This is a genomic window from Kitasatospora sp. NPDC088264, assembly GCF_040685715.1.
In the GTDB taxonomy this organism is placed as follows: domain Bacteria; phylum Actinomycetota; class Actinomycetes; order Streptomycetales; family Streptomycetaceae; genus Kitasatospora.
The window spans coordinates 203,153-228,184 of the sequence record NZ_JBFBIR010000001.1; the positions used below are offsets into that span (position 1 = coordinate 203,153).

General features: G+C 73.6%; 22 protein-coding genes. 9 read left to right on the plus strand and 13 right to left on the minus strand.

The annotated features are described in order from the left end of the window. Positions 1-190: 190 nt before the first annotated feature. From AB0O82_RS00855 to AB0O82_RS00870, 4 genes are all read right to left on the minus strand, one after another. A complete protein-coding gene (locus AB0O82_RS00855) occupies positions 191-1,654 on the minus strand; it encodes a pyridoxal-dependent decarboxylase (protein WP_363579385.1) in 1,464 nt (487 codons plus the stop codon). A gap of 239 nt (positions 1,655-1,893) precedes the next feature. Beyond that, entirely contained in the window at positions 1,894-3,258 is a 1,365-nt protein-coding gene (locus AB0O82_RS00860) for a diaminobutyrate--2-oxoglutarate transaminase (protein ID WP_363579662.1), read from the minus strand. Positions 3,259-3,532: 274 nt separating this feature from the next. Further along, a complete protein-coding gene (locus tag AB0O82_RS00865) occupies positions 3,533-4,273 on the minus strand; it encodes a response regulator (protein WP_363579387.1) in 741 nt (246 codons plus the stop codon). Further along, a complete protein-coding gene (locus tag AB0O82_RS00870) occupies positions 4,270-6,078 on the minus strand; it encodes an ATP-binding protein (RefSeq protein ID WP_363579389.1) in 1,809 nt (602 codons plus the stop codon). Before AB0O82_RS00870 ends, AB0O82_RS00865 begins: the two co-directional genes overlap by 4 nt. 230 nt (positions 6,079-6,308) lie before the next feature. Here AB0O82_RS00870 and AB0O82_RS00875 point away from each other — a divergent pair, with 230 nt between their 5' ends. Then, a complete protein-coding gene (locus tag AB0O82_RS00875; RefSeq protein ID WP_363579391.1) occupies positions 6,309-7,712 on the plus strand; it encodes a cation:dicarboxylase symporter family transporter in 1,404 nt (467 codons plus the stop codon). Positions 7,713-7,872: 160 nt separating this feature from the next. Here AB0O82_RS00875 and AB0O82_RS00880 read toward each other — a convergent pair whose 3' ends face one another. Continuing rightward, complete coding sequence (locus AB0O82_RS00880) at positions 7,873-8,838, minus strand: hypothetical protein (RefSeq protein ID WP_363579393.1); 966 nt, start codon at positions 8,836-8,838, stop codon at positions 7,873-7,875. A 45-nt stretch (positions 8,839-8,883) separates the two neighbouring features. After that, the gene (locus tag AB0O82_RS00885) at positions 8,884-9,741 is read right to left on the minus strand and encodes an RNA polymerase sigma factor (RefSeq protein WP_363579395.1); all 858 of its coding nucleotides are present in this window, start codon (positions 9,739-9,741) and stop codon (positions 8,884-8,886) included. A gap of 113 nt (positions 9,742-9,854) precedes the next feature. Here AB0O82_RS00885 and AB0O82_RS00890 point away from each other — a divergent pair, with 113 nt between their 5' ends. Continuing rightward, entirely contained in the window at positions 9,855-10,229 is a 375-nt protein-coding gene (locus AB0O82_RS00890; protein ID WP_363579397.1) for a hypothetical protein, read from the plus strand. A 182-nt stretch (positions 10,230-10,411) separates the two neighbouring features. Here AB0O82_RS00890 and AB0O82_RS00895 read toward each other — a convergent pair whose 3' ends face one another. Together AB0O82_RS00895 and AB0O82_RS00900 are read right to left on the minus strand one after the other, a co-directional pair. Next, a complete protein-coding gene (locus AB0O82_RS00895; protein WP_363579399.1) occupies positions 10,412-11,797 on the minus strand; it encodes a cytochrome P450 in 1,386 nt (461 codons plus the stop codon). Between the two features lie 108 nt (positions 11,798-11,905). Next, positions 11,906-12,988: an RNA ligase (ATP) gene (locus tag AB0O82_RS00900; RefSeq protein WP_363579401.1), complete on the minus strand. Its 1,083-nt coding sequence runs from the start codon at positions 12,986-12,988 to the stop codon at positions 11,906-11,908. A gap of 360 nt (positions 12,989-13,348) precedes the next feature. Between AB0O82_RS00900 and modA the strand changes: the two genes are divergently transcribed. The 3 genes from modA (at position 13,349) to AB0O82_RS00915 (ending at position 16,294) form a co-directional block, all read left to right on the plus strand. Further along, positions 13,349-14,203, plus strand: a complete 855-nt coding sequence (modA, locus tag AB0O82_RS00905; protein WP_363579402.1) for a molybdate ABC transporter substrate-binding protein — start codon at positions 13,349-13,351, stop codon at positions 14,201-14,203. A gap of 71 nt (positions 14,204-14,274) precedes the next feature. After that, positions 14,275-15,096 (plus strand): ABC transporter permease, encoded by an 822-nt coding sequence (locus tag AB0O82_RS00910; protein WP_363579663.1) that lies wholly within the window; start codon positions 14,275-14,277, stop codon positions 15,094-15,096. A gap of 64 nt (positions 15,097-15,160) precedes the next feature. Further along, on the plus strand, positions 15,161-16,294 hold the full coding sequence (locus AB0O82_RS00915) for an ABC transporter ATP-binding protein (RefSeq protein ID WP_363579404.1): 1,134 nt from the start codon (positions 15,161-15,163) through the stop codon (positions 16,292-16,294). A 60-nt stretch (positions 16,295-16,354) separates the two neighbouring features. Here AB0O82_RS00915 and AB0O82_RS00920 read toward each other — a convergent pair whose 3' ends face one another. Next, positions 16,355-17,014 carry a response regulator transcription factor gene (locus AB0O82_RS00920; RefSeq protein WP_363579664.1) on the minus strand — a complete coding sequence of 220 codons (660 nt, stop codon included), beginning with the start codon at positions 17,012-17,014 and terminating at the stop codon, positions 16,355-16,357. Between the two features lie 44 nt (positions 17,015-17,058). Further along, entirely contained in the window at positions 17,059-18,261 is a 1,203-nt protein-coding gene (locus tag AB0O82_RS00925) for a histidine kinase (protein ID WP_363579406.1), read from the minus strand. Between the two features lie 179 nt (positions 18,262-18,440). Between AB0O82_RS00925 and AB0O82_RS00930 the strand changes: the two genes are divergently transcribed. Genes AB0O82_RS00930 through AB0O82_RS00940 form a run of 3 tightly spaced genes read left to right on the plus strand, consistent with a single transcriptional unit; the run spans position 18,441 to position 20,901 of the window. Continuing rightward, positions 18,441-19,379 (plus strand): ATP-binding cassette domain-containing protein, encoded by a 939-nt coding sequence (locus tag AB0O82_RS00930; RefSeq protein WP_363579408.1) that lies wholly within the window; start codon positions 18,441-18,443, stop codon positions 19,377-19,379. Next, on the plus strand, positions 19,376-20,131 hold the full coding sequence (locus tag AB0O82_RS00935) for a hypothetical protein (protein WP_363579409.1): 756 nt from the start codon (positions 19,376-19,378) through the stop codon (positions 20,129-20,131). Before AB0O82_RS00930 ends, AB0O82_RS00935 begins: the two co-directional genes overlap by 4 nt. A 23-nt stretch (positions 20,132-20,154) precedes the next feature. Next, positions 20,155-20,901: a hypothetical protein gene (locus AB0O82_RS00940; protein WP_363579410.1), complete on the plus strand. Its 747-nt coding sequence runs from the start codon at positions 20,155-20,157 to the stop codon at positions 20,899-20,901. Positions 20,902-21,023: 122 nt separating this feature from the next. On the opposite strand, the gene AB0O82_RS00945 is transcribed toward AB0O82_RS00940, so the two are convergent. The 3 genes from AB0O82_RS00945 to AB0O82_RS00955 are packed head-to-tail and all read right to left on the minus strand — an operon-like array spanning position 21,024 to position 23,637. Continuing rightward, positions 21,024-21,686, minus strand: a complete 663-nt coding sequence (locus AB0O82_RS00945) for a response regulator transcription factor (RefSeq protein WP_363579411.1) — start codon at positions 21,684-21,686, stop codon at positions 21,024-21,026. Continuing rightward, the gene (locus tag AB0O82_RS00950; protein WP_363579412.1) at positions 21,686-22,861 is read right to left on the minus strand and encodes a sensor histidine kinase; all 1,176 of its coding nucleotides are present in this window, start codon (positions 22,859-22,861) and stop codon (positions 21,686-21,688) included. Before AB0O82_RS00950 ends, AB0O82_RS00945 begins: the two co-directional genes overlap by 1 nt. A 35-nt stretch (positions 22,862-22,896) precedes the next feature. Continuing rightward, positions 22,897-23,637, minus strand: a complete 741-nt coding sequence (locus tag AB0O82_RS00955; RefSeq protein ID WP_363579414.1) for a hypothetical protein — start codon at positions 23,635-23,637, stop codon at positions 22,897-22,899. A 555-nt stretch (positions 23,638-24,192) separates the two neighbouring features. On the opposite strand from AB0O82_RS00955, the gene AB0O82_RS00960 reads away from it, so the two are divergent. Continuing rightward, on the plus strand, positions 24,193-24,966 hold the full coding sequence (locus AB0O82_RS00960) for an SDR family NAD(P)-dependent oxidoreductase (RefSeq protein ID WP_363579416.1): 774 nt from the start codon (positions 24,193-24,195) through the stop codon (positions 24,964-24,966). Positions 24,967-25,032 lie beyond the last annotated feature (66 nt).

Genomic DNA, 25,032 nt, shown 5'->3' on the forward strand with positions numbered 1-25,032 from the left:
CAACCACAGCCACGCCGCCACCGCCACCGCCACCGCCACCGCCACCGCCACCGCCACCGCCACCGCGGCAACCGTGGTCATCCGGTCGCGGTCATGATTCGGCGCCCTGGTCCTCGGTCCCGAACGGGGCCTGCCCGGGCGCCGGTCGGCCGGCGATGACCGGCGATGACCGACTCCCCGCAGCGCGCGCCTAGCCGGCCCGGTCCCCCTCGGCCTTCCGCCCGGCGCCCACCACCTCGCGCAGCAGTACACGGACCTCCCCCGCCGTGGCGTGCGGGTTGAGCAGGGTGAGCTTGAGCCGTACCCGGCCCGGCCCCTCGCCCGGGAGTTCGGTCCGCCCGACCACCGCCCGCCCGGTGTGCAGCAGCAACCGGCGCAGGCTGCCGTTGAGTTCGTCGACGGCAGCCTCGTCGGTCAGGCCCGGCGGCCGGTAGCGGAACAGCACGACGGTCAGCGCGGGTTCGGCGTGGAGTTCGAGCGACGGTTCGGCGCGGACGGCCTCGGCGGCCGACCGGGCGAGTTCGTGGCAGGCGTCGACGAGTCGGCCGAGCCCGTCGCGGCCGAGGGTGCGCAAGGTGACGGCGAGTTTGAAGGCGTCGGCCCGCCGGGTGGTGCGCAGCGAGCGGCCGAGCAGGCTGGGGTAGCCGGCCTGCTCGTCGTCCACGGGGTTGAGGTACTCGGCGCGGCGGGCGAGCGAGACGTAGGTCTCGGTGCGGCGGACCAGGAAGACGCCGGCGGCGGAGGGCTGCCAGCCCAGTTTGTGCCAGTCGAGGGAGACGGAGTCGGCACGATCGATGCCGTCGAGGAGCGGGGCGAGCCGGTCGGAGAGCAGCGCGCCGCCGCCGTACGCGGCGTCGACGTGCAGCCAGGCGCCGTAGCGGCCGGCCAGGTCGGCGGCGACGTGCAGCGGATCGATGCCGCCGGTGTCGGTGGTGCCGGCGGTGGCGACGATGGCGATCGGGGTGCGTCCGGCCCAGCTGGCCTCGGCCAGGGTCCGCTCCAACTCCTTTGGTTCCATCCGGAGTTGCCGGTCGACGGGGACGGTGGTGACGGCGCGCTCGCCGAGCCCGAGCAGGGCGGCGGCGCGCTGGACGGAGAAGTGCGCGGCCTCGGAGGCGACGACGCACGGCCGGACTCCGGCCGGGATGCCGTCCAATTCGACGATGCCGTCCAGCTTCTGGTCCCGTGCCAGCATCAGTCCCATGAGGTTGGACTCGGTGCCGCCGGAGGTGAGGACGCCGGCAGCGCGGGCCGGGTCGTAGCCGACGAGGGCGGCGAGTTCGGCGAGGAGGGCGGTCTCCAGGGCGGTGGCGGCGGGGGCCTGGTCCCAGGAGTCCAGGGAGGGGTTGAGGGCGCTGACCACGAGGTCGGCGGCGGCGGCCACGGCGAGCGGCGGGCAGTGCAGGTGGGCGGCGCAGGCCGGGTCGGCGGGGTCGGCGGCGCCGTAGGCGAGGAGTTCGGTGAGGCGGGCGAGCGCGCCGGGCCCGTGGGCGCCGGCCAGACCGTCGGCGACCAGCGCACCGAGCTCGGCCGGACTGCCTGCGGGCAGCGGCCCGCCGCGCAGGGCGATGCCGTGGTCGAGCGCGTCGAGGACGGTGGCCAGCAGCGGTCCGAGCGCGCCGGGCCCGCCGACGCCGCCCGCGAGGGCGTCCAACGGGGCGGGCCCGCCGGGCAGTCCGGCTGCGGCGCCGGAACCCGAGCCGGAACCCGCATCGGAACCACGGCCGGCCCTCGAACCGCCTCCGACCCTCGAACCGCCCCCGACTCCAGAACCGGCCCCGACTCCGGCCCCGGAACCGCCCTCGGCACCGGAGTCACCACCGGCCCCGGCTCGGGCGCCCGAGCCTCCTCCCGAGCCTTCCCCTGAACCGCCATCGCCCCCTCGCCGCGCGCTCATTCGGCGCCCCGGGCCGCGGGAGCCGCGGCGCTCGCCGCAGAGACGGGATCGACGGCCGCAGCGGCCGCGATCGCGTCGGCCAGCCGGTCGAGCACCGCGGCGACCTGCTCGTCGGTGATGGTCAGCGGCGGCAGCAGTCGCAGCACCGCGTCGTGGCGCCCGCCGAGTTCGACGATCAGCCCGCGTGCCAGGCAGGCCTCCCGCACCCGGCGGGCGAGCGCCGGGTCGGCCGGCCTGGCCCCGCAGGCGTCCGGTTCGGCGGCGGGGTCGACGAGTTCGACGCCGAGCATCAGGCCGCGCCCGCGCACGTCGCCGATCACCGGCAGTTCGGCGGCGAGCCCGCGCAGCCGGGCGGTCATCCGCTCGCCGACGACGGCGGCGCGCTCGGCCAGCCCGTGGGCGGCGACGTGGCGCAGGGTGGCGGCGCCGGCGGCCATGGCGAGGGTGTTGCCGCGGAAGGTGCCGGTGTGGGCGCCGGGGCGCCAGCCGTCGTAGTCCTCCCGGTAGACGACGACGGCGAGCGGCAGGCTGCCGCCGATGGCTTTGGAGAGCACCATGGCGTCCGGGACGATGCCGCTGTGCTCGACGGCCCACATCGCCCCGGTGCGCCCGACGCCGGTCTGCACCTCGTCGACGATCAGCGGGATGCCCCGCTCGGCCGTGATCCGGCGCATCTCGCGCAGCCAGCCGTCGGGCGCGGGGACGACGCCGCCCTCGCCCTGGACGGCTTCCAGGATCATCGCGGCGGGCGGGACGACCCCGCCCGAGGGGTCGTCGAGCAGCCGTTCGACGTAGGTCGCGGCGAGGTCGGCGCCGGCCTCGCCGCCGACGCCGAACGGGCAGCGGTAGCCGTACGGGTAGGGCAGCCGGACGACCTCGCCGCCGCTCGGCAGCGGTTCCTTGACGGCGACGTTTCCGGTGAGCGCCAGGGCTCCGGCGGTCATGCCGTGGTAGGCGCCGGTGAAGGCGAGCGCGCCGGACCGGCCGGTGGCGGTCTGCATCAGCTTGAGCGCGGCCTCGACGGCGTCGGTGCCGGCCGGCCCGCAGAAGTGGATCCGGGCGCCGGCGGCGAAGTCGGCGGGCAGGCTCTCGAAGAGGGCGCTGGTGAAGTCGTCCTTCTCGGCGGTGGCGAGGTCGAGCAGGTGCAGCGGGGCGCCGCTGTCGAGGGTGCGGCGGATCGCCTCCAGCACCACCGGGTGGTTGTGCCCGAGGGCGAGCGTCCCGGCGCCGGAGAGGCAGTCCAGGTAGCGCCGCCCGTCGGCGCCCTCGACGGTCATGCCGTGGGCCCGTACCGGCACGATCGGGAAGGACCGGGCGTACGTACGGGCGGCGGACTCGCGTACGCGCTGGCGGCGCAGGATGGCCTCGCCGGAGGCCGGGGCACCGGCGGCTCCAGCGACACCGGCGGATTCGACACCTCCGACGGCTCCGGCGGCTCCGACAGTTCCGGAGGAGGAGGCCGGAACCTGGGCGGGAACGGCGGCGAGCGACAAGGCAAACCCCCAGAAGAAGTTAGGTAAGCCTAACTTTACCGCCCCTGACCTGGCGGGATACCCCAGGGACCCCCAGAACCACCCGAGTGAGTGAACCGCCCCCGGTCCTGCCAACGAGCCACCGGCGAAAAGGTCACGGCCCTCACCCCCGCCGACCCGGAGCCGCCCCGCCACCCTTCCACCGGTAGCAGAGCTCCGGCCGCCCCACGCTCCCGTACTGCGGTTCCCGCACCGCCCGCCCGGTGTCGACGAGGTGTTCGAGGTAGCGGCGCGCGGTGATCCGGGAGACCCCGGCGGCGACGCCCGCGGCGGCGGCGGACAGACCCGTCGCCGTCTCGCGCAGTACGGCGGCGACGGTGTCCAGGGTGGGCGCGCTCAACCCCTTGGGGAGGCTGCTGCGCTCGGGCGTGCGGAGCAGGGCGAACGCCTGGTCGACCTCGTCCTGCCCGGTCGCCTCGCCGGTGCGCCCGAGGCTGTCGCGGTAGCGGGCGTAGCGTTCCAGGCGGTCGTGCAGGGCGGCGGCGCTGAACGGTTTCAGCAGGTACTGGACCACGCCCGCCGACACGGCCTGCCGCACCATCGCCAGGTCGCGGGCCGAGGTCACCGCGATGACGTCGGTGGTGTGGCCGGCGGCACGCAGCGAGCGGCATAGGTGGAGGCCGTGGCCGTCCGGCAGGTAGAGGTCGAGCAGGGTCAGGTCGACGGGCCTCCCGGCAGCGCGGGCGCGGTCCAGGAAGCGCAGCGCGTCGGCGCAGCTGTGCACCGTCCCGGCGGCGTGGAAGCCGGGTTCGCGCTCGACGTAGAGGGTGTGCGCGGCGGCGGCCACGGGGTCGTCCTCGACGACCAGCACGGAGATCCCCGGCCCGGCGGTCACCTCGGTCATCGCGACACCCCTTCCCGTCGGCCCGGCTGCCCCGGCTGGCCTGGCTGGCCTGGCTGGCCTGGCTGGCCAAGTTGCTCCGGGCTCCCGAGTTGCCCCGGCTGCCGCTCACCGGATCGTGCCGGCAGCCCGGCGAGCGGCAGCCGGACGGTGAGCACCGCACCCCGGTCGCGCCCGACCTCGACGCTGCCGCCGTTGCGCCGGGCGGCCTGGGACACCAGTGCCAGCCCGAGACCGTGCCCGCGCACGTCCTGCTTGGTGCTCCAGCCGCGCCGGAACACGTCCTCGACGGCGGTCGGGTCGATCCCCGCCCCGGTGTCGGCGACGCGCAGCAGCAGGCAATCGCCGCCACCCGGAGCCGCGTCGCCGCCCCCCACGCCACCCACGCCACCGCCATCGATCCGCACGGTGACGGTGACCTCCGGCGGCACCGCGCTCTGCGCGGCTCCGGCGATGGCGGCGTCCACGGCGTTGTCGATCAGGTTGCCGAGGACGGTGATCAGGTCCCGTGCGGAGAGCCCGGGCGGCAGCAGCCCGTCGTCGATCCGACTGTCGTCGGTGAGGGTCAACTCCACTCCCCGTTCGGCCGCTTGGGCCGCCTTGCCGAGCAGCAGCGCGGCCAGTACTGGTTCGCCGACCGCCGCGACCACCCGGTCGGTGAGCTGCTGGGCGAGCGCGAGCTCGGCGGTGGCGAACTCCACCGCCTGTTCGTGGCGGCCGAGTTCGATCAGCGAGACGACGGCGTGCAGCCGGTTGGCCGCCTCGTGCGCCTGCGCCCCGAGGGCCTCGGTGAAGCCCCGTACGGAATCCAGCTCTCCACTGAGCGACTGGAGTTCGGTGTGGTCGCGCAGGGTGACGACCCGGCCGAGGCCGGTGCCGATGGTGGAGGTGTTGAGCACCACCACCCGCTCGGCGGTCAGGTGCACCTCGTCCCGGACCGGCTCGTCGCCGAGCACGGCCGCGACCAGCGCCTGCGGCAGTCCCAGCTCCACGATCAGGCGGCCCTCCAAGTTGCCGCCCAGTCCGAGCAGTTCACGGGCCGCGTCGTTGCAGAGCACCACCCGGTGCGCGCGGTCCAGCAGGACCAGCCCCTCGCGCACCGAGCGCAGGGTCGCCTGGTGGTATTCGTAGAGGTGGCTGAGTTCGGCCGGCCCCATGCCGTGGGTGTGCCGCCGCAGCCGGGAGTTGGCGAGGTAGGTGCCCACGCCGCCGACCCCGAGCGCGGCCACCGCCACCCCGACCAGGGCGAGCAGCGGGCCGCTCAACTGCGCGGAGATGGATTCCACCGTGAGGCCCGCGCTGACCAGCGCGATCACCTGGTGCCGGTCGTCCAGCACCGGCGTCACCACCCGCACGGACGGCCCGAGCGTGCCGGTGTACGTCTCGCTGCGGGTCTCCCCCGCGAGTGCCCAGTCGATGTGTCCGAGGAAGCGCTTGCCGATCTGCTCGGGCAGCGGGTGGGTCCAGCGCACGCCCTCGGTGTCCATGACGGTGATGAAGGAGACGCCGGTGTCCACCCGCACCTGCTCGACGTACGGCTGGAGCACCGCGGTCGGGTCCGGCGTGGTGACGGCGGCCCGCACGGAGGGCGAGTCGGCGACGGCGTGGGCGACAGTGGTGACCTGACGGCGGGCCGCGTCCTCGGCCCGGTCCGCGGTGAAGAGGTATGCGAGCACCGCACCGCCCGCCACCACGGCGGCGACGATGACCACCTGGACGACGAAGAGCTGCCCAGCCAGGCTGCGGACCAGCCCGCGGGGTGCCGGGAGCCGTCGGCGCGAGGGCGTGGGGGCGGTGCGCACGGACATGCCTGCCAGTGTGCACCACACTCCCGGGGTCCCCCAGGGGCCCGCGACAGGTCGGCGGCCTGCCGACGACCTGTCGACGAACGCCCCCCAGCCCCGTCGCACCCCACGTCCCAGCGGCACCCGGCCGTGAACTCTATGAACGCAAACGTGACCTCCGTCACGCCCAGGACCGATAGTCAGAGCGGCCCACCACCCGGGGCCGCCAGGACCGCACGGCGAAGGAGCCGCAGATGTCGATCGATGGAGCCGCACCGGCGGGGGGATCCAGACGCAGGGACCGGACCCACTACCTCTACCTCGCCGTCATCGCCGCCGTGGTCGCGGGCATCGCGGTCGGGCTGGCCGCCCCCGGCTTCGCCGTGGAGTTGAAGCCGGTCGGCACCGGCTTCGTCAACCTGATCAAGATGATGATCAGCCCGGTGATCTTCTGCACCATCGTGCTGGGCATCGGCTCGGTGACCAAGGCCGCCAAGGTCGGCAAGGTCGGCGGCCTCGCCCTCGGCTACTTCCTCGTCATGTCGACCGTCGCGCTGGCCATCGGCCTGGCCATCGGCAACCTGCTGGAGCCCGGCGGCGGCCTGCACCTGACCGCCGCGCTCGCGAAGTCCGGCCACGCCCAGGCCGTCGCCGGCGGCGCCCAGTCGACGACCGACTTCCTGCTCGGGATGATCCCCACCACCACGTTCTCGGCCCTCACCGAGGGCAAGGTGCTGCAGACCCTGCTGGTCGCACTGCTCGCCGGCTTCGCCCTCCAGGCGATGGGCCCGGCCGGTGCCCCGGTGCTGCGCGGGATCGAGCACGTGCAGCGGCTGGTCTTCCGGGTCATGTCGATGATCATGTGGGTCGCGCCGATCGGCGCCTTCGGGGCGATGGCCGCCGTCGTCGGGGCGACCGGCACGGCCGCGCTGAAGAGCCTCGCGGTCATCATGATCGGCTTCTACGCGACCTGCGTGCTGTTCGTCGTCGTCGTCCTGGGCGCGCTGCTGCGACTGGTCGCCGGGGTCAACGTGTTCGCCCTGCTGCGCTACCTGGGCCGCGAGTTCCTGCTGATCCTCTCCACCTCCTCCTCCGAGAGCGCGCTGCCCCGCCTGATCGCCAAGATGGAGCACCTCGGCGTGAGCCGCCCGGTCGTCGGCATCACCGTGCCGACCGGCTACAGCTTCAACCTCGACGGCACCGCGATCTACCTCACCATGTCGTCGATCTTCATCTCCGAGGCGATGGACAAGCCGATGTCGATCGGCGAGCAGCTCTCGCTGCTGGTGTTCATGGTGATCGCGAGCAAGGGTGCGGCCGGGGTCACCGGCGCCGGGCTGGCCACCCTGGCCGGCGGACTGCAGTCGCACAAGCCCGCGCTGGTGGACGGGGTCGGCCTGATCGTCGGCATCGACCGCTTCATGTCCGAGGCCCGTGCGCTCACCAACTTCGCGGGCAACGCCGTCGCCACCGTCCTGATCGGGCACTGGACCGGCGAACTCGACGCGGACCGCGCCCAGCGGGTGCTGGCCGGCGAGGAGCCGTTCGACGAGCGGACCCTGGTCGACGCGCACGGCGGGCCGGTCGAGGCCCCCGAGGCCGTCCCGGCGACTCCGGAAGCCGTCCCCGTCCAGAGCGGCGCGGCCGCGGCCGCCTGAGCGGCCCCCTCATACGCCCCCGGTCCGGCGCCACCACCTCCCCCGGAAACGGCGCCGGACCGGGGGTTCCGCATGTCCGACGGGCCTTCGCCACAGGCCCTCACCGGTCCTCACCGGTTCTCGCGGGTCCCCACAGGTCCTCGCAGGTCCTCGGAGGTCCTCACAGGTCCTCGGAGCCGCTCACCGCCCAGGCCAGGCCACAGGCCGGGTCCTCCAGCGCGACGTGCAGATGGCGCAGCCCGGCGGTCGGCTCGTGCCAGATGAAGCAGCGCATCCGGGCCACCAGCGCGTCGACCTCCGCCCGGTCCGACCCGTCCGTACCCTTCGCGCCGGCCATCTCGACCAGCGCCCGCCAGAGCGCCAGCCGTCCGTGCGCCGAGCCCCGTCCGCGGTCCACGACGGCGGCCTGTACTAGCGCCGGATAGACCAGCGCGAACGGCAGGTACCCGCCGGTGACCCGGGAACTACGGGCCAGTTGGGCGGCCGCCTGCGGCGCCGGGCCCCGGACGCAGACCACCTCCGCCCAGTCCGCCAGTGCGGCCAGTGCCCGGGTCGCCCGCTGCCCGCCCAGCCGTACGCCCGATGCGGGCAGCGTCACGTCACCCAGACCCTCCCGGCTGGCCGGCAGGGTCAGCAGCGCACTGCGCGCGCCCCCGCAGGGCAGGTACTGGCGCACCCGCGCCCCCTCGTCCCATCCGGCCGCCTCCCACGGCGCCAGCAGCAGCGGCACGCCCTCCGGGTCGGGTTCGGCCCCGTACGAGAGGTCCTCGCCGAGCAGCACCCGGGTCTGCGCGACCAGTCGGCGCACCGGGGCCGGGACGAGCAGCGGGGCCAGCCGCAGCCAGGAATGCCGGGTCGCCAGCACCTCCCAGAGCGGACCGGCGTCATGGTCGGCGACCCCGGCGACCGTCCCCGGGCCGCCGTCCCGGTCGAACAGCCGGACGGCCAGCTCCGGCGGCGCCGAGTAGGCGATCAGGTGGCCGAGCGGCGCGGTCAGCGCCGCCGCGGGCTCCTCCCCGGCGCGCTCCACGGCTGCCGCCCGACCCTGCCGGTAGGCGGTCAGCAGTTCGGGCCAGCGGCCGTCGTCAGCCAGGGCGCGGAGGCGGTGGTCCTCGTACGTGATCACGATTTTCAGCGTACGGGCCGGGGCGGCGCATCAGCTGACTTGGCGTCAGCTCGGTGCGTCGGGTGCCGCTTCGGGCGCCGCCCCAGGGCCTGCACCGGGCCCCGCAGCGGACCCCGCAGCGGACCCCGCAGCGGACCCCGCGCCGGGCGCCGCTTCGAGGGCGGGCCCCGGCCGATGGTCCCGCTCGCCCTCCCGCTCATGTTCCCGCTCCCGCGCGAGGACCGCGCGCAGCCTCCCGTGGGCGCGGCGACGGGTGACGGCCAGCGTGCTGCGATGCAGGCCCAGCAGTTCGGCGGCCTCGTCGACGGTGTAGCCGTCGAGGTCCACCAGCACCACCACGCGGGCCTGCTTCGCCGTCAGGCAGCCCAGCAGTCGGAGCACCTCCCAGCGCGCCTGCAGCTCAGCCATCCCGCCCGACGGCGACTCGACCGGCGGCCGGTCCCGCTCCCGCTCGGCCGTCTCGCACGGATCGGGCAGCACGACCCTCCGCCGATCCCGGCGCCACTGGTCGCGCAGGATGTTCGCCATCGTGGTGAACACGTAGGCGTAGGGCTGCGGATGGCTCAGGAACCGCTCCGGCCTGCGGGCGATCCGCAGATACGCGTCATGCACCACGTCCCCGGCGGCGAGCCCGCCGGTGAGCGACGCGGCCGCCCGGTGGAGCCTCGGCAGCATTTCCGTGAACACCCGGTTGAAATCGTCCGATTGACGATCGGCAGGCCTCGGACCGAAGTCCTTCCCACCGCCGCCCCCGCGTCCGCCACCACACCTACCGCCGCATTCCGCCATGCCGCTCTCCCCGGAAATCGGCACTCCGAAAGCCCAGTTGGGCAGGTCACAACCCAAAGAAAAGGTTGTGACACAGCTCACATCATAGGCCGTCGTCTCACTGTACGCAGTCATTCGTGCGCAATACGTCATCGGCCGGACGGGAAGCCGGAATTCACCCACCCCGTGGATCTGGACGGCCGGGGACGCACCGCCCGATCCGTACCGCTGAGCGAGGAGAAACCGCCATGCGAGGTCGCATCGCCAGGAAGATCGCCACGTTCGGGGCCGCCGCCGCGGCCACCCTCGGCGTGCTCGGGACCACCACCCTGCCCGCCGCCGCCGCGCCCACCGTCGCCGACCAGACCATCACCGCCAATGCCATCGGAGCCTCGCCCGAGGTGGCCGCCGCCTCCTACCACTGCGTCATCACCGCGAACTACGGGTGGCGCTGGGAGGGCTACTGCAACGTCTACTCGGGCGAGTTGCGCACCATCACCTACTGTGCCAACGGCACGAGCACCACCGGCCTGTGGATCGGCGCCCGATCCCAGGCCTGGGACGTCTGGGGCAACTGCCCGGGCTCCACCTGGACCAGGATCGTGTTCCAGAGCCGGGGCTGAGGCACCGGCAGAGCCGATCGGGGGCGCTGTCCCGCCGGGGCGGCGCCCCCGCCGCGCACCCGCACCCCCCGGTGGGCGCCGGCCGGCCACACACCCGGAGAGGCAGCGAACAGATAACAACAAACAGATGACAGATAACAGATTTCATCCTCTGTCATCTGAAATCTGAACGCTGTCAGCCGTTACCCGGCGAGCCCTGCGGCTCCCCGCGCCGTCACCCGGATCCGCATCGGGCTCGCCGCGCGGAGCGTGATGCCCTGGGCGAGCGCCACCCGCTCGTCCACCGCCTCCATCTCGAAGTCCCGCAGCAGCACGCCCAGGCTCAGCACCGATTCCAGCATCGCGAAGTGCTGCCCGATGCACGCCCGCGGACCACCACCGAACGGGTACCAGGCGTAGCGGTGCCGGTCCTTCTCCTGCTCGGGCAGGAAGCGGTCGGGGTCGAAGCGTTCCGGGTCCGGCCAGTGCGCCGGGTGCCGGTGGGTGACCAGTGGCGAGACGACGACCTGGGCACCCGCCGGGATCACGTACCCGTCGATGACCGTCTCGGCGACCGCCCGCCGCCCGACCAGGGCCGCCGCCGGGTAGAGCCGCATCGCCTCCTTCAGCACCCGGGTGATGTACGGCAGCGACTCCAGGTCCGCCGCGGTCGGTTCCCGGCCGGCCAGCACGGTCTGCGCCTCCTGCTGGGCGAGCTTCCGCTGCTCGGGGTGCTTGGCGAGCAGGTGCAGCGCGAAGGCCAGCGAGGTGGCCGTGGTCTCGTGCCCGGCAAGCAGGAACACCAGCACCTGGTCCCGGAGTTCGGCCGGGTCGAGTTGCTCCCCGTCCTCGCCACGGGCCCGTCCGAGCAGTGTGAGCAGGTCGTCCGCGTCCTCGTCCAGGTCGCCGCGCGCGGCCCGCTCGGCGATGATCCGGTCGCAGACCGCGTACAGGGCGCGCTGGGCCTCGGCGCCGCGCCGGTTCGCGGGGGTCGGCCAGGTGCGCGGGATGCGGATCGCCGCGAAGCCCCGGTCCCAGACGTACTCACCGAGCACCGGGAAGCTGCGGTCCACCACCGCCACCGCCTCCTCGACGTCCGCGCCGAACAGGATCCGGGCGACGGCTCGCAGCGCGAACCGGGACATCTCCTCCGCCGCGTCCACGACCCCGACCGGGATCGCGTTCCACCGCTCGGTGAGCGCCCGCGCCTCCCGGGCGACGGCGCCCGCGTAGCCGTCCACCCGGCGGCGGGTGAACAGCGGCTGGACCAGCCGGCGCTGGCACTGGTAGTCGCCGTCCTGGCTGGTCAGCAGGCCGTTACCGACGCTGGTCCGCAACTCGTCGTAGAAGGCGTTCTCCTTGCGGAAGTTGGCCGCCTCACCGCCCAGCACCTGCTGGACGCCCTCCGGGGAGAACACCCCGTAGAACTCGACCCGCAGCCCGGGCGGCCCGACCCGGAACCGGACCACGTCCCCGTGGTCGCGGCGGGCGGCGAGGTAGGTGCGCAGCGGGCGGCGGGTGAGGTCGAACAGCGACCCGACCAGGGGGTTTCCGGCCGGCCCGGGGATGAGGGCGGTGGCGGCGGTCATCGGCACTCCATTCTCCGCAGGCGACCCACCAACCTAGCTGACGATCCATCAGCTGCGGAAGGCGTGAAAGCGCGGGGGAGGGCGCGAGAGGGCGCGACGGGGCGGGGATCACTCGTACTCGGTGCCGCCCCTGCGCGTCAGGTAGGCGTCACCGACCACCTTGGCGATCGCCCGTCCGCCCACCACCGGGCTCCAGCGCTCGGTCACCGGCCGGACCACCACGCCTTCGCGCAGGTGGAGTTCACGCCCGGAGACGGTCTCCTTGCCCTGGGCGAAGGCCAGCACGGTCTCCGGGTCGAACGGCCCCCGCCACAGTTCGGGCACCAGCGGCAGTTCGCCGTCGAGCAGTTCGGCGGCGAGCAGTTCGGCGGCGGAGTACCACCTCAGCTGCCCGTCCACCACGGCCGACACGTCGAACACGGCGTAGCCGGGCAGTTCGGCACGGCCGGAGGCTCCGTACGTCAGGTCCTGCACACCGGCGCCGAAGACCTCGCCGAAGACGCCGACCCGCTCGGCGCCCAGCCGCTCGGCCAGTCGGGCCGCCACGGCGGGGAGGTCGTACGCGCGCACGGCCCGCCAGTACAGGTTGCGCTCGTCCTCGACCAGTGAGAGCCCCTGCGCCCCGATGCCCTTGGACGACACCCGGACCTCGCCGGTGGCGGCGGTGTACGTCATCAGGCAGCAGCTGCCGTGCAGCTTCTCGGTCAGCACCACGGGCTCGCCGGGCTCGAAGACGTCGGGGTAGCGCTTGAGGTTCTCGATGTCCACCCAGGGCAGCAGGTCGGGCGCGCTCAGCACGTCGCCGCTCATGGAGGTCGGTACCGGGGGCTGCCACTTGACGACTCCGAGCAGCTCGGCGAAGTCCTCGCCGCGCCCGGCGGCGTCCGCCAGGTCGGTGCCGGCGAGCGCGGCCGGCAGGCAGACGATGCCCTGGGACAGCTCACCGCGCAGCCGGACGGCCCTCACCCGGTCGGACTTGCTGCCGGCAAGCTTGCCCGTCAGGCCCAGCTCCTCGATCAACTTCACCGGGAGGACCGACTGTTCGGGGATGTAGACGGCGTAGTCGCCGGTCCGGTACCTGCCCTTGGCGACCACCGCCCGGTAGAGGCCGACCTGCGCGAGCTCCAGTGCGTCGGCGTTCGGGTGCTCCAGGACGACCAGCTTCTCCGCGGTGACGCGCAACGTGGACATGGACGGACCCCCCCTCCTCTTCTGGGCCGTTCGGCCCGGGTGGTGTGTACGGACTGCCGTACGAATCGCCCCCACTCTGTCCGCCCGGCCGCCCCCTGCGCGACGTAATTTCCCCGGCACCACGCTCACGCCGGCCCTCACACAGGCCATCACGCCGACCCCCGCAGCACTCCCGCTCCGGCGCCGTCCGTGCACGTTTGAGCCTTCGCACAGCCGGGCGGAGAGCGCCGCCACACCCCGCCCGTGCGAAGCGACAGAGGACTTATCACTCGCATTTGCGGCACTATGATCACCTTAATGGCCGCACCTGCGGCCTCACTCCGCGCCCCTTCCGGCGCGCGCCCTGGAGGGGAAGCCCCGATGAGCACCCGTACGACCACCCGCAGACTCGCCGTCGCCGCCGCGGCGGCCCTCGTCCTCAGCCTCGGGGCCACCGCCTGCGGCAGCGACGGCGGTGGCAAGTCTGGCAGCTCCTCGGCCGCTTCGACGGCGGGTTCCTCGGCCTCGTCGGCGGCCGGTGGCGGCAGCGTCCCGAAGGCCACCGGCGACATCACCGTCTTCGCCGCCGCCTCGCTCAAGGAGACGTTCACCGACCTCGGCAAGAAGTTCGAGGCCGCGAACCCGGGCGCCAAGGTCAAGTTCAACTTCGGCGGCAGCTCCAGCCTCGCCACCAGCATCAACTCGGGCGCCCCGGCGGACGTGTTCGCCGCCGCCAGTCCGGCCACCATGAAGACCGTGACCGACGCGGGCGGCGCGAGCGGCGACCCGAAGACCTTCGTCAAGAACACGCTCACCATCGCCGTGCCCAAGGGCAACCCCGAGCACGTCGCGGGCCTGAACGACCTCACCGCCTCCGGTGTGAAGGTCGCGCTGTGCGCAAAGGAGGTGCCGTGCGGCGCCGCCGCCCTGACCGCGCTCAAGGCCGCCAACGTCAACCTCACCCCGGTCACCCTGGAGCAGGACGTCAAGGGCGCGCTGACCAAGGTCGAGCTCGGCGAGGTCGACGCCTCGCTCGTGTACAAGACCGACGTGAAGGCGGACGCTGGGAAGATCGACAGCGTGGACTTCCCCGAGGCCGACAAGGCCGTGAACGACTACCCGATCGCCGCCCTGGCCAAGGCCCCGAACAAGGACGGCGCCGCCGCCTTCGTCGCGTACATCCAGTCGCCCGAGGCCAAGCAGGTGCTCACCGCGGCGGGCTTCCAGGCGCCGTGAGCGACCGCACCACCAAGCGCACCACCGACACCGGGCGCACCACCGAGCGCGCCACCGGCACCGGGCCCGGCGTGGCAGGAACGGCGAAAGCCCTGCCACGCCGGCGCCGGCGCACCCACCGCGTCCCGGTCACGCTGCTGCTCCCGGCGCTGCTCGGGCTGGCGTTCCTGATCCTGCCGCTGGTCGGCCTGCTCGTCCGGGCGCCCTGGAGCGGCCTGTCCAAGCAGCTCACCAGCGCCGCCGTCTGGGACGCCCTGCGTCTGTCGCTGATCTGCGCGACAGCGGCCACGGCGGTCTCGCTGGTCCTCGGCGTCCCGCTGGCCTGGCTGCTCGCCCGCACCGAGCTGCCGGGCCGACGGGTGATCCGGGCCCTGGTCACCCTGCCGCTGGTGCTGCCGCCGGTGGTCGGCGGCGTGGCACTGCTGCTGGTCCTCGGACGGCGCGGCATCGTCGGTTCCTGGCTGGACTCGGCCTTCGGCATCACGCTGCCGTTCACCACGACCGGAGTGGTCATCGCCGAGGCGTTCGTGGCGATGCCGTTCCTGGTGATCAGCGTGGAGGGTGCGCTGCGCGCCGCCGACCCCCGCTACGAAGAGGCGGCCGCGACCCTGGGCGCCTCCCGGCTGACGGCGTTCCGCCGGGTGACCCTGCCGCTGATCGCCCCGGGGATCGCCGCCGGGGCGGTCCTCGCCTGGGCCCGGGCGCTCGGCGAGTTCGGCGCCACGATCACCTTCGCGGGCAACTTCCCGGGCCGCACCCAGACCATGCCACTGGCCGTCTACCTCGCCATGGAATCGGACCCCGAGGCGGCGATCGCGCTGTCGCTGGTCCTGCTGGTGGTCTCCGTCGCGGTCCTGGTCGGCCTGCGCGACCGCTGGATGTCGACCCCGTGACGGCCCCGCGAGCCCCGGGCCGGAGCCCGGCCACCGCTGCCCCGACCCCCTGGACGCCGCCCCGATGAGCACTTCCCCCACCGACCCCACCGACCCCACCGACTCGGCCGACCCCGCCTCCACGGCCGCCGCGGCTGCACCTGCACCCGCCCTCGACGCCCGGCTGCGGGTGGAGCGCGCCGCGTTCACCCTCGACCTCGCCCTCACCGCCGCACCCGGCGAGGTGATCGCGCTGCTCGGCCCGAACGGCGCCGGCAAGTCCACCGCCCTGCGCGCCCTCGCCGGGCTGCTCCCGCTCACCGGCGGCCACCTGCGCCTGGACGGACGCCTGTTGGAGGAGCCCGGGCAGCGCGTGCACACCCCCGCCGAGGAGCGTCCCGTCGGTGTGGTGTTCCAGGACTACCTGCTCTTCCCGCACCTCAGCGCGCTCGACAACGTCGCCTTCGGCCCGCGCTGCCAGGGCCGCCCCAAGCGTGCCGCCCGGGCCGAGGCGGCCGGTTGGCTGGAGCGGATGGGCCTGGCCGACCACGCCTCCGTACGACCCGGCAGCCTCTCCGGCGGCCAGGCCCAGCGGGTGGCGCTGGCCCGGGCGCTGGCCGTCCGCCCCCGGCTGCTGCTGCTGGACGAGCCACTGGCCGCTCTGGACGCCCGCACCCGGCTCGACGTACGCGCCCAACTGCGGCGCCATCTGGCCGAGTTCGAGGCCGTGGCGGTGCTGGTGACGCACGACCCGCTGGACGCGATGGTACTCGCCGATCGGCTGGTGGTGATCGAGGGCGGGCACGAGGTGCAGTCCGGCAGCCCGGCGGAGGTCGCCCGGCGGCCGCGCACCGACTACATCGCGCGCCTGGTCGGACTGAACCTGTACCAGGGCGTGGCCGACGGCCACCAGGTCACGCTCACGGCCGGCACGGTCCTGGCCACCACCGAGGAGCTGTCCGGCCCGGCCTTCGTCGCCTTCCCGCCGTCCGCCGTGACCCTGCACCGCGAACGGCCCCAGTCCAGCGCGCGCAACGTGTGGAAGGCCGAGGTCACTGGCCTGGACCTGCACGGCGACCAGGTGCGCGCCGACCTCGCGGGCGAACTCCCGATGGCCGCCGATCTCACCCCGGCCGCCGTCGCCGAGCTGGGGCTGGCGCCCGGATCCGAGGTCTGGGCCTCCGTCAAAGCCACCCAGACCCATGCGTACCCGGCCTGACCCCGACACCGCGCCGGGCCGCCCCGCGTCCCCGCCGAGCTACCGCCGGTGCGCTGTGCGCTACTCCGACGGCTCGACGAAGCCCGACTCGTACGCGGCGATCACCGCCTGGGTGCGGTCCCGCGCCCCGAGCTTCGCCAGCACACTGCTGACGTGGGTCTTCACCGTCTGCACGCCGAGGAACAGCAGCTCGGCGATCTCCCCGTTGCTGAGGCCGCGCGCGACCAGCCGCAGCACCTCCGCCTCGCGCTCGGTCAGTGCCGCCCGCTCCATGGTCGCGCGGGCGGCGGGATTGCCGTGGCCGGCCGCGAGGCGGCGGATCGTGGCCGGGAACAGCAGTGACTCGCCCGCCGCCACCAGCCGTACCGCGTGCGCGATCTCGGCCGCTCGGGAGCGCTTCAGCAGGAAGCCGTCGGCGCCCGCGCGCAGCGCCTGGTAGACGTAGTCGTCGTTCTCGAAGGTGGTGACGACCAGGATCTTCGGCGGCTGGTCCCCCGGCGCGCCGGGGCGCAGGAGCTCGCGGGTGGCCGCCAGGCCGTCCAGCACCGGCATCCGGACGTCCATCAGGACGACGTGCGGGCGCAGCGTGCGGGCCAGCGCCACCGCGTCGGCGCCGTCGGCGGCCTCACCGACCACCCGTAGGTCCCCCTGTGCCTCCAGGACGGCCCGCATCCCGGCCCGGACCAGTTCCTCGTCGTCGGCGAGCAGGATGTCGATCATCCCGGCGGAGCCCCTCGACGGTCCGTCGCCCACAAGATCGTTCGTCACGAGCCCAAGCGTAGGGGCAACCGGACGGCGAGCACCCACTCCCCGCCCCCGTCGCCCGAAACCCCGGCGGTGGCCTCCCCGCCGAGCAGCGTGGCGCGCTCCCGGATGCCGCGCAGCCCCTTGCCGCCCTTGCCCGCCGCGCCGCCCGGGAGGCGCGCCGGAACGCCGCCGACCGCCGGGCGATTGGCGCAGCGCAGCTCCAACTGCCCTCCCTGAAGGGCGATCCGGACGCTGACCGGCTCGCCGGGCGCGTACTTGAGCGCGTTGGTGACACCCTCCTGGACGATCCGGTAGGACTCGCGGGAGAGCACCCCGGGCAGCGCGCCCGCCGACACCTCGATCCGCGCCTCGACCGGGCTCCCGGCCGACCGGGCGGTGTCGAACAGTGCGGGCAACTGGTCGACACCGGGCTGTTCGGTGGCCGTTCCGTTGCCGGCCGCGCCCTCCGGCGTCTCGCGGAGCAGGACGAGGGTGCGTTCGAGGTCCTCCATGGCCCGGCGGCCGGTCTCCTCGATGACTTCGAGCGCCTTGGCGGTGAACACCTGGTCCCCGACTTCCCGCGCGGCACCCGCCTGAAGGACCGTCACCGTCAGTGCGTGGCCGATGGAGTCGTGCAGCTCGCGGGCCAACCTGTTGCGTTCCAGCAGCCGTTCGGCGCGCAGCTCCGCCTCCGCCAGCCGCTCCGCCGGGGATGGCCCCAGAAGCCTTACAGCCATGGCGAGTTGGAGGCGCCCGGCGGACACCACCAGCCAGCCGTAGCCGATCACCAGCACCGGGGCGAGCGGGAGGTACCAGAACGAGTCCGGTCCGGTCAGCAGGTCGTAGCCGCTGGTGAGGCCGAAGGCCGTCGCGAACCCGACCACCGAGCCGAGCACGACCCGCCCGATCAGCCAGCCGGCGGTGCGCCGCCGGTCCGCCCAGGTGCGGGAGGACTCGGCGGCGATGTCCTCCTCGCGGTCGGGCAGCAGCAGCAGTCGCGCCTGCACCCCCTCGGCGCGCCGCGTCGCGGGGACGAGGGCGACCAGGGCGAGCAGGGCGGTGTCCACCGCGGCGCCGGCGACCACGATCTCGCCCAGGCTCTTGTGGTACGTCCCCGGGTAGATCATCAGGACGACGCCCACGAAGATCCACCCGACCAGCAGATGCAGCAGGCGCGCGTACGTGGCGCCGGCCAGCAGCGGCGCGAGGATCCTGGGCATTCCACCATCCTGCCAGCTCAGCGGTCGGCCCGGGCTCCCCCGCCGGCCTGCCGCCGTCTCCCTCCCGGGAGGGAGACGGCTCCCGACCCCGGCGGGATCCGCCGGTACGGCCCGCTCCGGTCGAATGTGACCACCAGCCGGACGACCCGGCACCGGAGCACCGAGAGGGGAGCGCGGCCGTGATCGAGATCCAGGGCCTCACCAAGGAGTACGACGGTCGGCGCGTCGTCGACGACCTGTCCTTCGAGGTCCGGCCCGGCCTGGTGACGGGCTTCCTCGGCCCGAACGGCGCCGGTAAGAGCACCACCATGCGCCTGATCCTCGGCCTGGACCGCCCCACCGCCGGTAGCGCCCTGGTCGGCGGCCGCCGGTACGCCGAACTCGTCCAGCCGCTACGGCAGGTGGGCGCCCTGCTGGACGCCCACGCCCTGCACGGCGGCCGCACCGCCGCCGGCCACCTGCGCTGGCTCGCGGCGAGCAACGGCCTGGCGCCGCGCCGGGTGGACGAGGTGCTCGCCCAGGTCGGCCTGACGGACGCCGCCGGACGGCGGATCCGCGGCTTCTCCCTCGGTATGCGCCAGCGCCTCGGGGTGGCCGCCGCGCTGCTCGGCGACCCGCCGGTGCTGCTGCTGGACGAACCGGTCAACGGTCTCGACCCGGAGGGCATCCGCTGGATCCGCACCCTGTTGCGCGAACTGGCCGCCGAGGGCAGGTCGGTGCTGGTGTCGTCCCACCTGATGACCGAAATGGCGCTCACCGCCGACCACTTGGTGGTCATCGGCCGTGGTCGGCTGCTCGCGGACGCCGCCACCGCCGAGTTCATCGACCAGCACGGCCGGACCAGGATCCGCGTCCGGGCCGTCAACTCGGCCAAGCTCGCCGCCCTGTTCGGCGGCGACCTGCTCCGGCAGTCGGACACCGCCGGCAACCTCACCGCGACCGAGGTCGACGACGGCGCCTGGGAGGTGACCGGCGCCGAACCCGAGCAGATCGCCGCGCTCGCCGCCGCACACGGCGTGGTCCTGTACGAGATCGCGGTCCAACAGGACTCGCTGGAGGAGGCGTTCATGCGGATGACCGCCGACAGCGTCGAGTACCGCGCCGAGGCCACCGCATGAGCCCCGACTCAACTCTCCGGCACCACCTCTGCGCCTTCGACGCCGAGCGGATCAAGCTCACCACCCTCCACTCGCTCTGGATCACCCCGCTGCTCGCCTTCGCGCTCACCGTGGGCACCACCACGGCGATCGGTGCGGCCCTCGGCGGCTCGGAGCACAACCTCACCGACGACCCCGGCGTGGGCGTCTTCTACGGGCTCAACTTCGGCCAGGCCGCGCTGGTCTGCTTCGCGGTCCTGCTGATCGGCCAGGAGTTCAACACCCGCATGATCGACGTCTCGCTGACCGCCGTCCCCCGGCGCGGACGGCTGTACGGCGCCAAGCTCACGCTCGGCGCGCTGGTCGGCCTCGGCGTCGGCGCGGCGGGCACGGCGGGCGCCTTCGCCGGGTACGCGGCCACCGTCCCCGGCGACTGGGACGGCCCCGCCTTCGTCCGCAGCGCCACCGCCGGCGTGCTCTACCCGGTGCTGCTGGTGGTGTTCTGCCTCGGCGCGACCGCGCTGCTCGGCAACCTCACCGCCGCCATGGGACTGCTGGTCCCGGTCTTCTTCCTGCTCTCGCCGCTGCTCGGCGGCGTGGCCGGGGTGCGGCAGGTGGCCCAGTTCCTGCCCGACCGGGCCGGCCAGTACGCGATGCACTACGCCGACGACCCGCAGGTCTCGTACGGGCACTGGACCGGACTGCTGATCATGGCCCTGTGGGCCGGCGCCGCGGCCTACGGCGGCCTGCTCGCCCTGCGGCGCGCCAAGTGACCACGAACGAAGGGAAGATGACCATGAGCGCGGCCCACGCCCTGCGCGCCGAACGGATCAAGTTCACCACCCTGCCCTCCCAGTGGGCGGCCCCGCTGGTCGCCCTGGTCCTGACCGTCGGGGTCACTGCGGCCGTCAGCGCCGCCTCAGACCCCAAGACCGTGGCCCCCGGCACTGACCCGGCCAACGGGATCTACTACGGGCTGCTCTTCGGGCACGTGGCCGTGGCCTGCCTCGGGATCCTGCTGATCGGCCAGGAGTTCAACACCCGCATGATCAGCACCTCGTTCATCGCCGTCCCCCGGCGCGCTCGGCTGTACGGCGCCAAGCTCACGCTCGGAGCCGGGCTGGGCCTGCTGCTCGGGCTGGCGTCGACGGCGGGCTCGTTCCTGGCCGTCGACGCCACCGTCGGATTGGACTGGTCAACCCCCGGCCTGGCCCGCAGCTTCGTGGCCGGCGTGCTCTACCACCCGCTGCTGGTACTGCTCTGCCTCGGACTGACCACGATGCTGGGCAACTTCAGCGCCGCGCTCGGCCTGCTCGGCCCGATGGTGTTCCTCGGCACCACCTGGCTGGCGGCCATCCCCGGCGTCCGCGAGGTCGGCCAGTTCCTGCCGGACCGGGCCGGCCTGTACGCGATGCACACCCGGACCGAGGCCGGCATCCACTACGGCCACTGGACCGGACTGCTGATCATGGCCCTCTGGACGGCCGCAGCCGCCTACGGCGGGCTGCGGGCGATCCGGCGGCACCAGGCTTCCGGCGAGTAGCGCCCGACGGCGGGCGGCGGGCCGGTGGGCCGGTGGCCGATGACAACAAACAGCGAACAGATAACAGATTTCGAAATCTGTTATCTGTTTGCTGTTATCTGTTCGCTGTCATCTGTCACTCGTCACCCGAGCCAGCCAGGGCGGACCAGGCCAGACTCGTAGGCGAGGACGACCAGTTGGGCGCGGTCGCGGGCGCCGAGCTTGACCATGGCGCGGCTGACATGCGTCTTGGCGGTCAGCGGGCTGACCACCAGGCGGCGGGCGATGTCCTCGTTGGAGAGCCCGAGCCCGACCAGGGCAAGCACCTCGCGTTCGCGTTCGGTGAGCATCTCAAGGCCGACCGCCTGCGGTTCCTTCGAGCGGGCGGCGAACTCTCCGATCAGGCGCCGGGTGACGCCCGGCGAGAGCAGCGCGTCACCTGCGGCGGCGACCCGGACCGCCCGGAGCAATTCGGCCGGCTCGGCGTCCTTGACGAGGAACCCTGCCGCGCCGGACCGCAGCGCCTCGAAGACGTACTCGTCGAGCTCGAAGGTGGTCAGTACGACCACCCGCACCCCGCCGAGCTCCGGGTCGGCCCCGATCCGCCGGGTGGCCTCCAGGCCGTCGAGGCGGGGCATCCGGATGTCCATCAGCACCACGTCAGGACGCAGCTCGACGGCGAGACGCAGGGCCTGCTCGCCGTCGTCGGCCTCGCCGACCACCTCGACGTCGAGCTGGGCGTCGAGCAACGCCCGGAAACCGGCCCGGACCAGCATCTGGTCATCCACCAGCAGCACCCTGATCATCAGTCACCCCTCGTCAAGCGGGCCCGGACTCGGAATCCCGCGTCGTACGGGCCCGCCTCCAGGGTGCCCCCGAAGGCGGCGACCCGCTCCCTCATCCCGATCAATCCGGCTCCCGAGCCACCCGCGTCGCCGCCGCCCACCGGGCCCGGGTCGTCGATCCGCACGGTGAGGCCGTCGGCCGTCCGGGAGAGCAGCACGGTGGCCGTCCGGGCGGCGGAGTGGCGGATCACATTGGTCAGGGCTTCCTGGACGATCCGGAAGGCGGCCCGCTGGACGGCGGCCGAAACCTCCCCGGGGATGCCCTCGGAACGGACGCTGACGGTCAGGCCTGCCCGGCCGGCCTGGTCGACCAGTTCGTCCAGCCGGTCCAGGCCGGGGGCGGGAGTGCGCGGCGCGGTGGCCCCCGGTCCGCGCAGCGTGCCGAGGACCTGCCGGACCTCGCCCAGGGCCTCCTTGCTGGCGGCCTTGATCGTCGCCAGGGCGCTTCTGGCCTGTTCCGGGCGGGTGTCGATGAGTTCCAGCGCCACCCCGGCCTGGACGTGGATCAACGAGATGCTGTGCGCCAGGATGTCGTGCAGCTCGCGGGCCATCCGCAGCCGCTCCTCGTCGACGCGGCGCCGCTGCGCCTCCTCCGCGGCGGCTCTGGCGGCGGCGGACTGCTCGCGGCGGGTCCGGGCCAGTTCCGCACCGGTCGCGATGAGCAGCAGCACCGCCGTGACGCCCAACTCCTGCCAGGCGTTGGCCTGCCAGCTCTTGGCCCGCAGCCAGTCGTGCGGAACCGCGTAGCTCATCAGCAGCTGACCGACGTAGAAGGCGCCGCCGCAGGCCCAGGCCGCCCGCCGTCGCCCGCACTGGACCGCGACGAAGAACGCCACACCAAGACTGACGAAGACCGGGCCGTACGGGTACCCGGCGAGCAGGTAGCCGATGGTGACCGCTGTGGTGCCGACCATGACCGCCGCCGGGTGGCGGCGGCGCAGCAGCAGCGCGGCGGGGCCGAGCAGGAGCAGCGCGTAGCCGAGGGCGTCGAGCTGGACGCGGTCGGGCTGCCGGTGCCCTGCGCCGACCGTGCCCGCCACCTGGAAGCAGGCGACGGCCAGCGACGAGAGCACGGGCAGGCCCGCCCGGCCGGACCGGTTCCACGGCGGCTTCCACGACGGGCGCAACTCGTTCATGCCGGAAGGCTAGTGCGGCGCGCCACACCCAGGCATCAGCTCGCGGGTGCGGGCGCAGCTACTCCCGCCGTAGTACGCGACTGGCCCGTGGAGGGGGTGCCGCCGTCCCGACGCCACAGCGTCAGGCTCACCGCGACGAACCAGAGGAAGCCGACGTAACGTCCGACCGGGATCAGCAGCGTGGCCGGCTCGGCGACCAGCGAGAGCAGAGACAACGTGCTCGCGGCGGACAGGGCCAGTCCGGACCAGGCCACCCAGGCGGGCAGCGCCCGGCTCACCAGCGCGGTGCGCGACACCTGCCACAGGACCACGCCGAGCGTACCGATCGCGGGCGCAGCGCCGGTGATGAAGGCGAGGTCCATGAGGGCGCGGGACACCGACAGGTCCGCGGCGGTGCCCAGCAGCGACAGGACCCAACCCGCGCTCGCGGACAGCACCAGCAGGACCCCGGACGCACTGCCCGCCGCCCGGACCACACCCGCCCGCACCGGGGTGCCGTAGCGGCCCACGAACTCTGTGAGCCAGGGGACGAACGCCAGCAGCGCCAGTGCCGAGAGCAGTTGGAACAGGGCTCCCACCTGAAGCGAGCGGTGCAGCACCACCGGATCGGCGAGCAGGTACTTCCGCACCACGTCGTCACTGGAGTACGGGGTGGCGAACGGCCCGGAGGGCGCGGTGATGCCGCTGATGACGAGGCTGGCCACGAAGAGGAGCACGTACAGGATGCCGCTGAGCGCTCCCGCGGACGACCGGCGGGGCGAGGTGAAGGACGACAAGGTCGACAGCCTCCAGGCAAGGGACGGCGCCGGCTGGAAGGCCCACGTCCGGCGCGGTTCAGTTCACCGCGCCGGCCGCGCCGGGGCGTCCTCCGGAGGAAGGCTTCCGCCGTACGCCCGCGGAGGTACCGGATCACCGGCCGCCCTCACACAGGCCTGGCGCTTCGGCCGCGGGTCGTACCAAGGGCTCGGCCACCAAGAGAGCATTGTCCTTGTGTCGTGTCAGCAGCTGGTCTGAGACTGGCACTTCGGCCTCCTCCCAACGTCGTACCACCGGGACGCGACGCTACGTCAGCAGGAGTATCCCGACGGCCGCCGCTCGGACGACGACGGCGTGCAGGCGCGGCGACGAGGATTCCTGGGGTCGGCACGGGCGGCAGGTGCCCGCATCGGCGGATCAGTCCGGGGCGACGCGCCGGCCGCCAGGCCGGCGCCCTCAACCCGGCGCGACGCCCGGCCGAAGCCGATGACGCCACGGCCCCCTCCCATGTCTGACGAGACCACGCCGCCCGCCGGCCGATTCACCGTCAACCGAGAATCCACGGAGCCACACTGATGACCACGCCACTGCCCACCTATCCCGATCTCGCGGGCAAGGCGGCCCTCGTCACCGGAGGTTCCCGGGGCATCGGAGCCGAGACGGCAAAGGCCCTGGCCGCCAACGGTGTCAAGGCAGCCGTCGTCGGCCGCGACCGGAGTGCCGTCGACCGGACGGTCGGCGAGATCCGCGCGGCAGGCGGAACGGCGGTCGCGATGACGGCCGACTGCACCGATCCCGCCGACCTCGTGCGGCTGCGTGCACAGGCCGAGCAGTCCGTCGGTCCGATCGAAGTGCTCTGCGCGTTCGTCGGCGGAGGCGGCGACCCGGTGCCGATCGAGCAGATGAGCCTGGAGCACTGGCGCTCGGTGGTCGACCTGAACCTGACCACCACCTTCCTGGCCGTGCAGACCTTCCTGCCCGGCATGATCGAGCGCGGCGGCGGTTCGATCATCACCATGGCGTCCACCGCCGGGCGGCTTCCCGGCGGTGCCGCCGCCTCCTACGCGGCGGCCAAGGCAGGCGTGCTGATGTTCACCCGCCAGGTCGCACAGGAGGTGGGCCGGTACGGCGTGCGGGTCAACTGCCTCGCTCCGTCCTTGATCATGACGGAGAGCCAGCAGGAGCGCATACCCGCCGAAAAGCTCCCGCTGATCGTCAGGCAGTTCCCGCTGGGCCGCGCAGGAGTGCCCGCCGATGTCGCTCACGCCGCGCTCTTCCTCGCGTCCGAGTCGTCGTCCTGGCTGACCGGCCTGACGATCGACGTGGCCGGCGGGCGCATCATGCTCTGACGCCGGTGGCCGGCCGCAGCCACAGGCCGGCGACCACGGCGCTCGCCACGAGAGCCTGACGCAGGC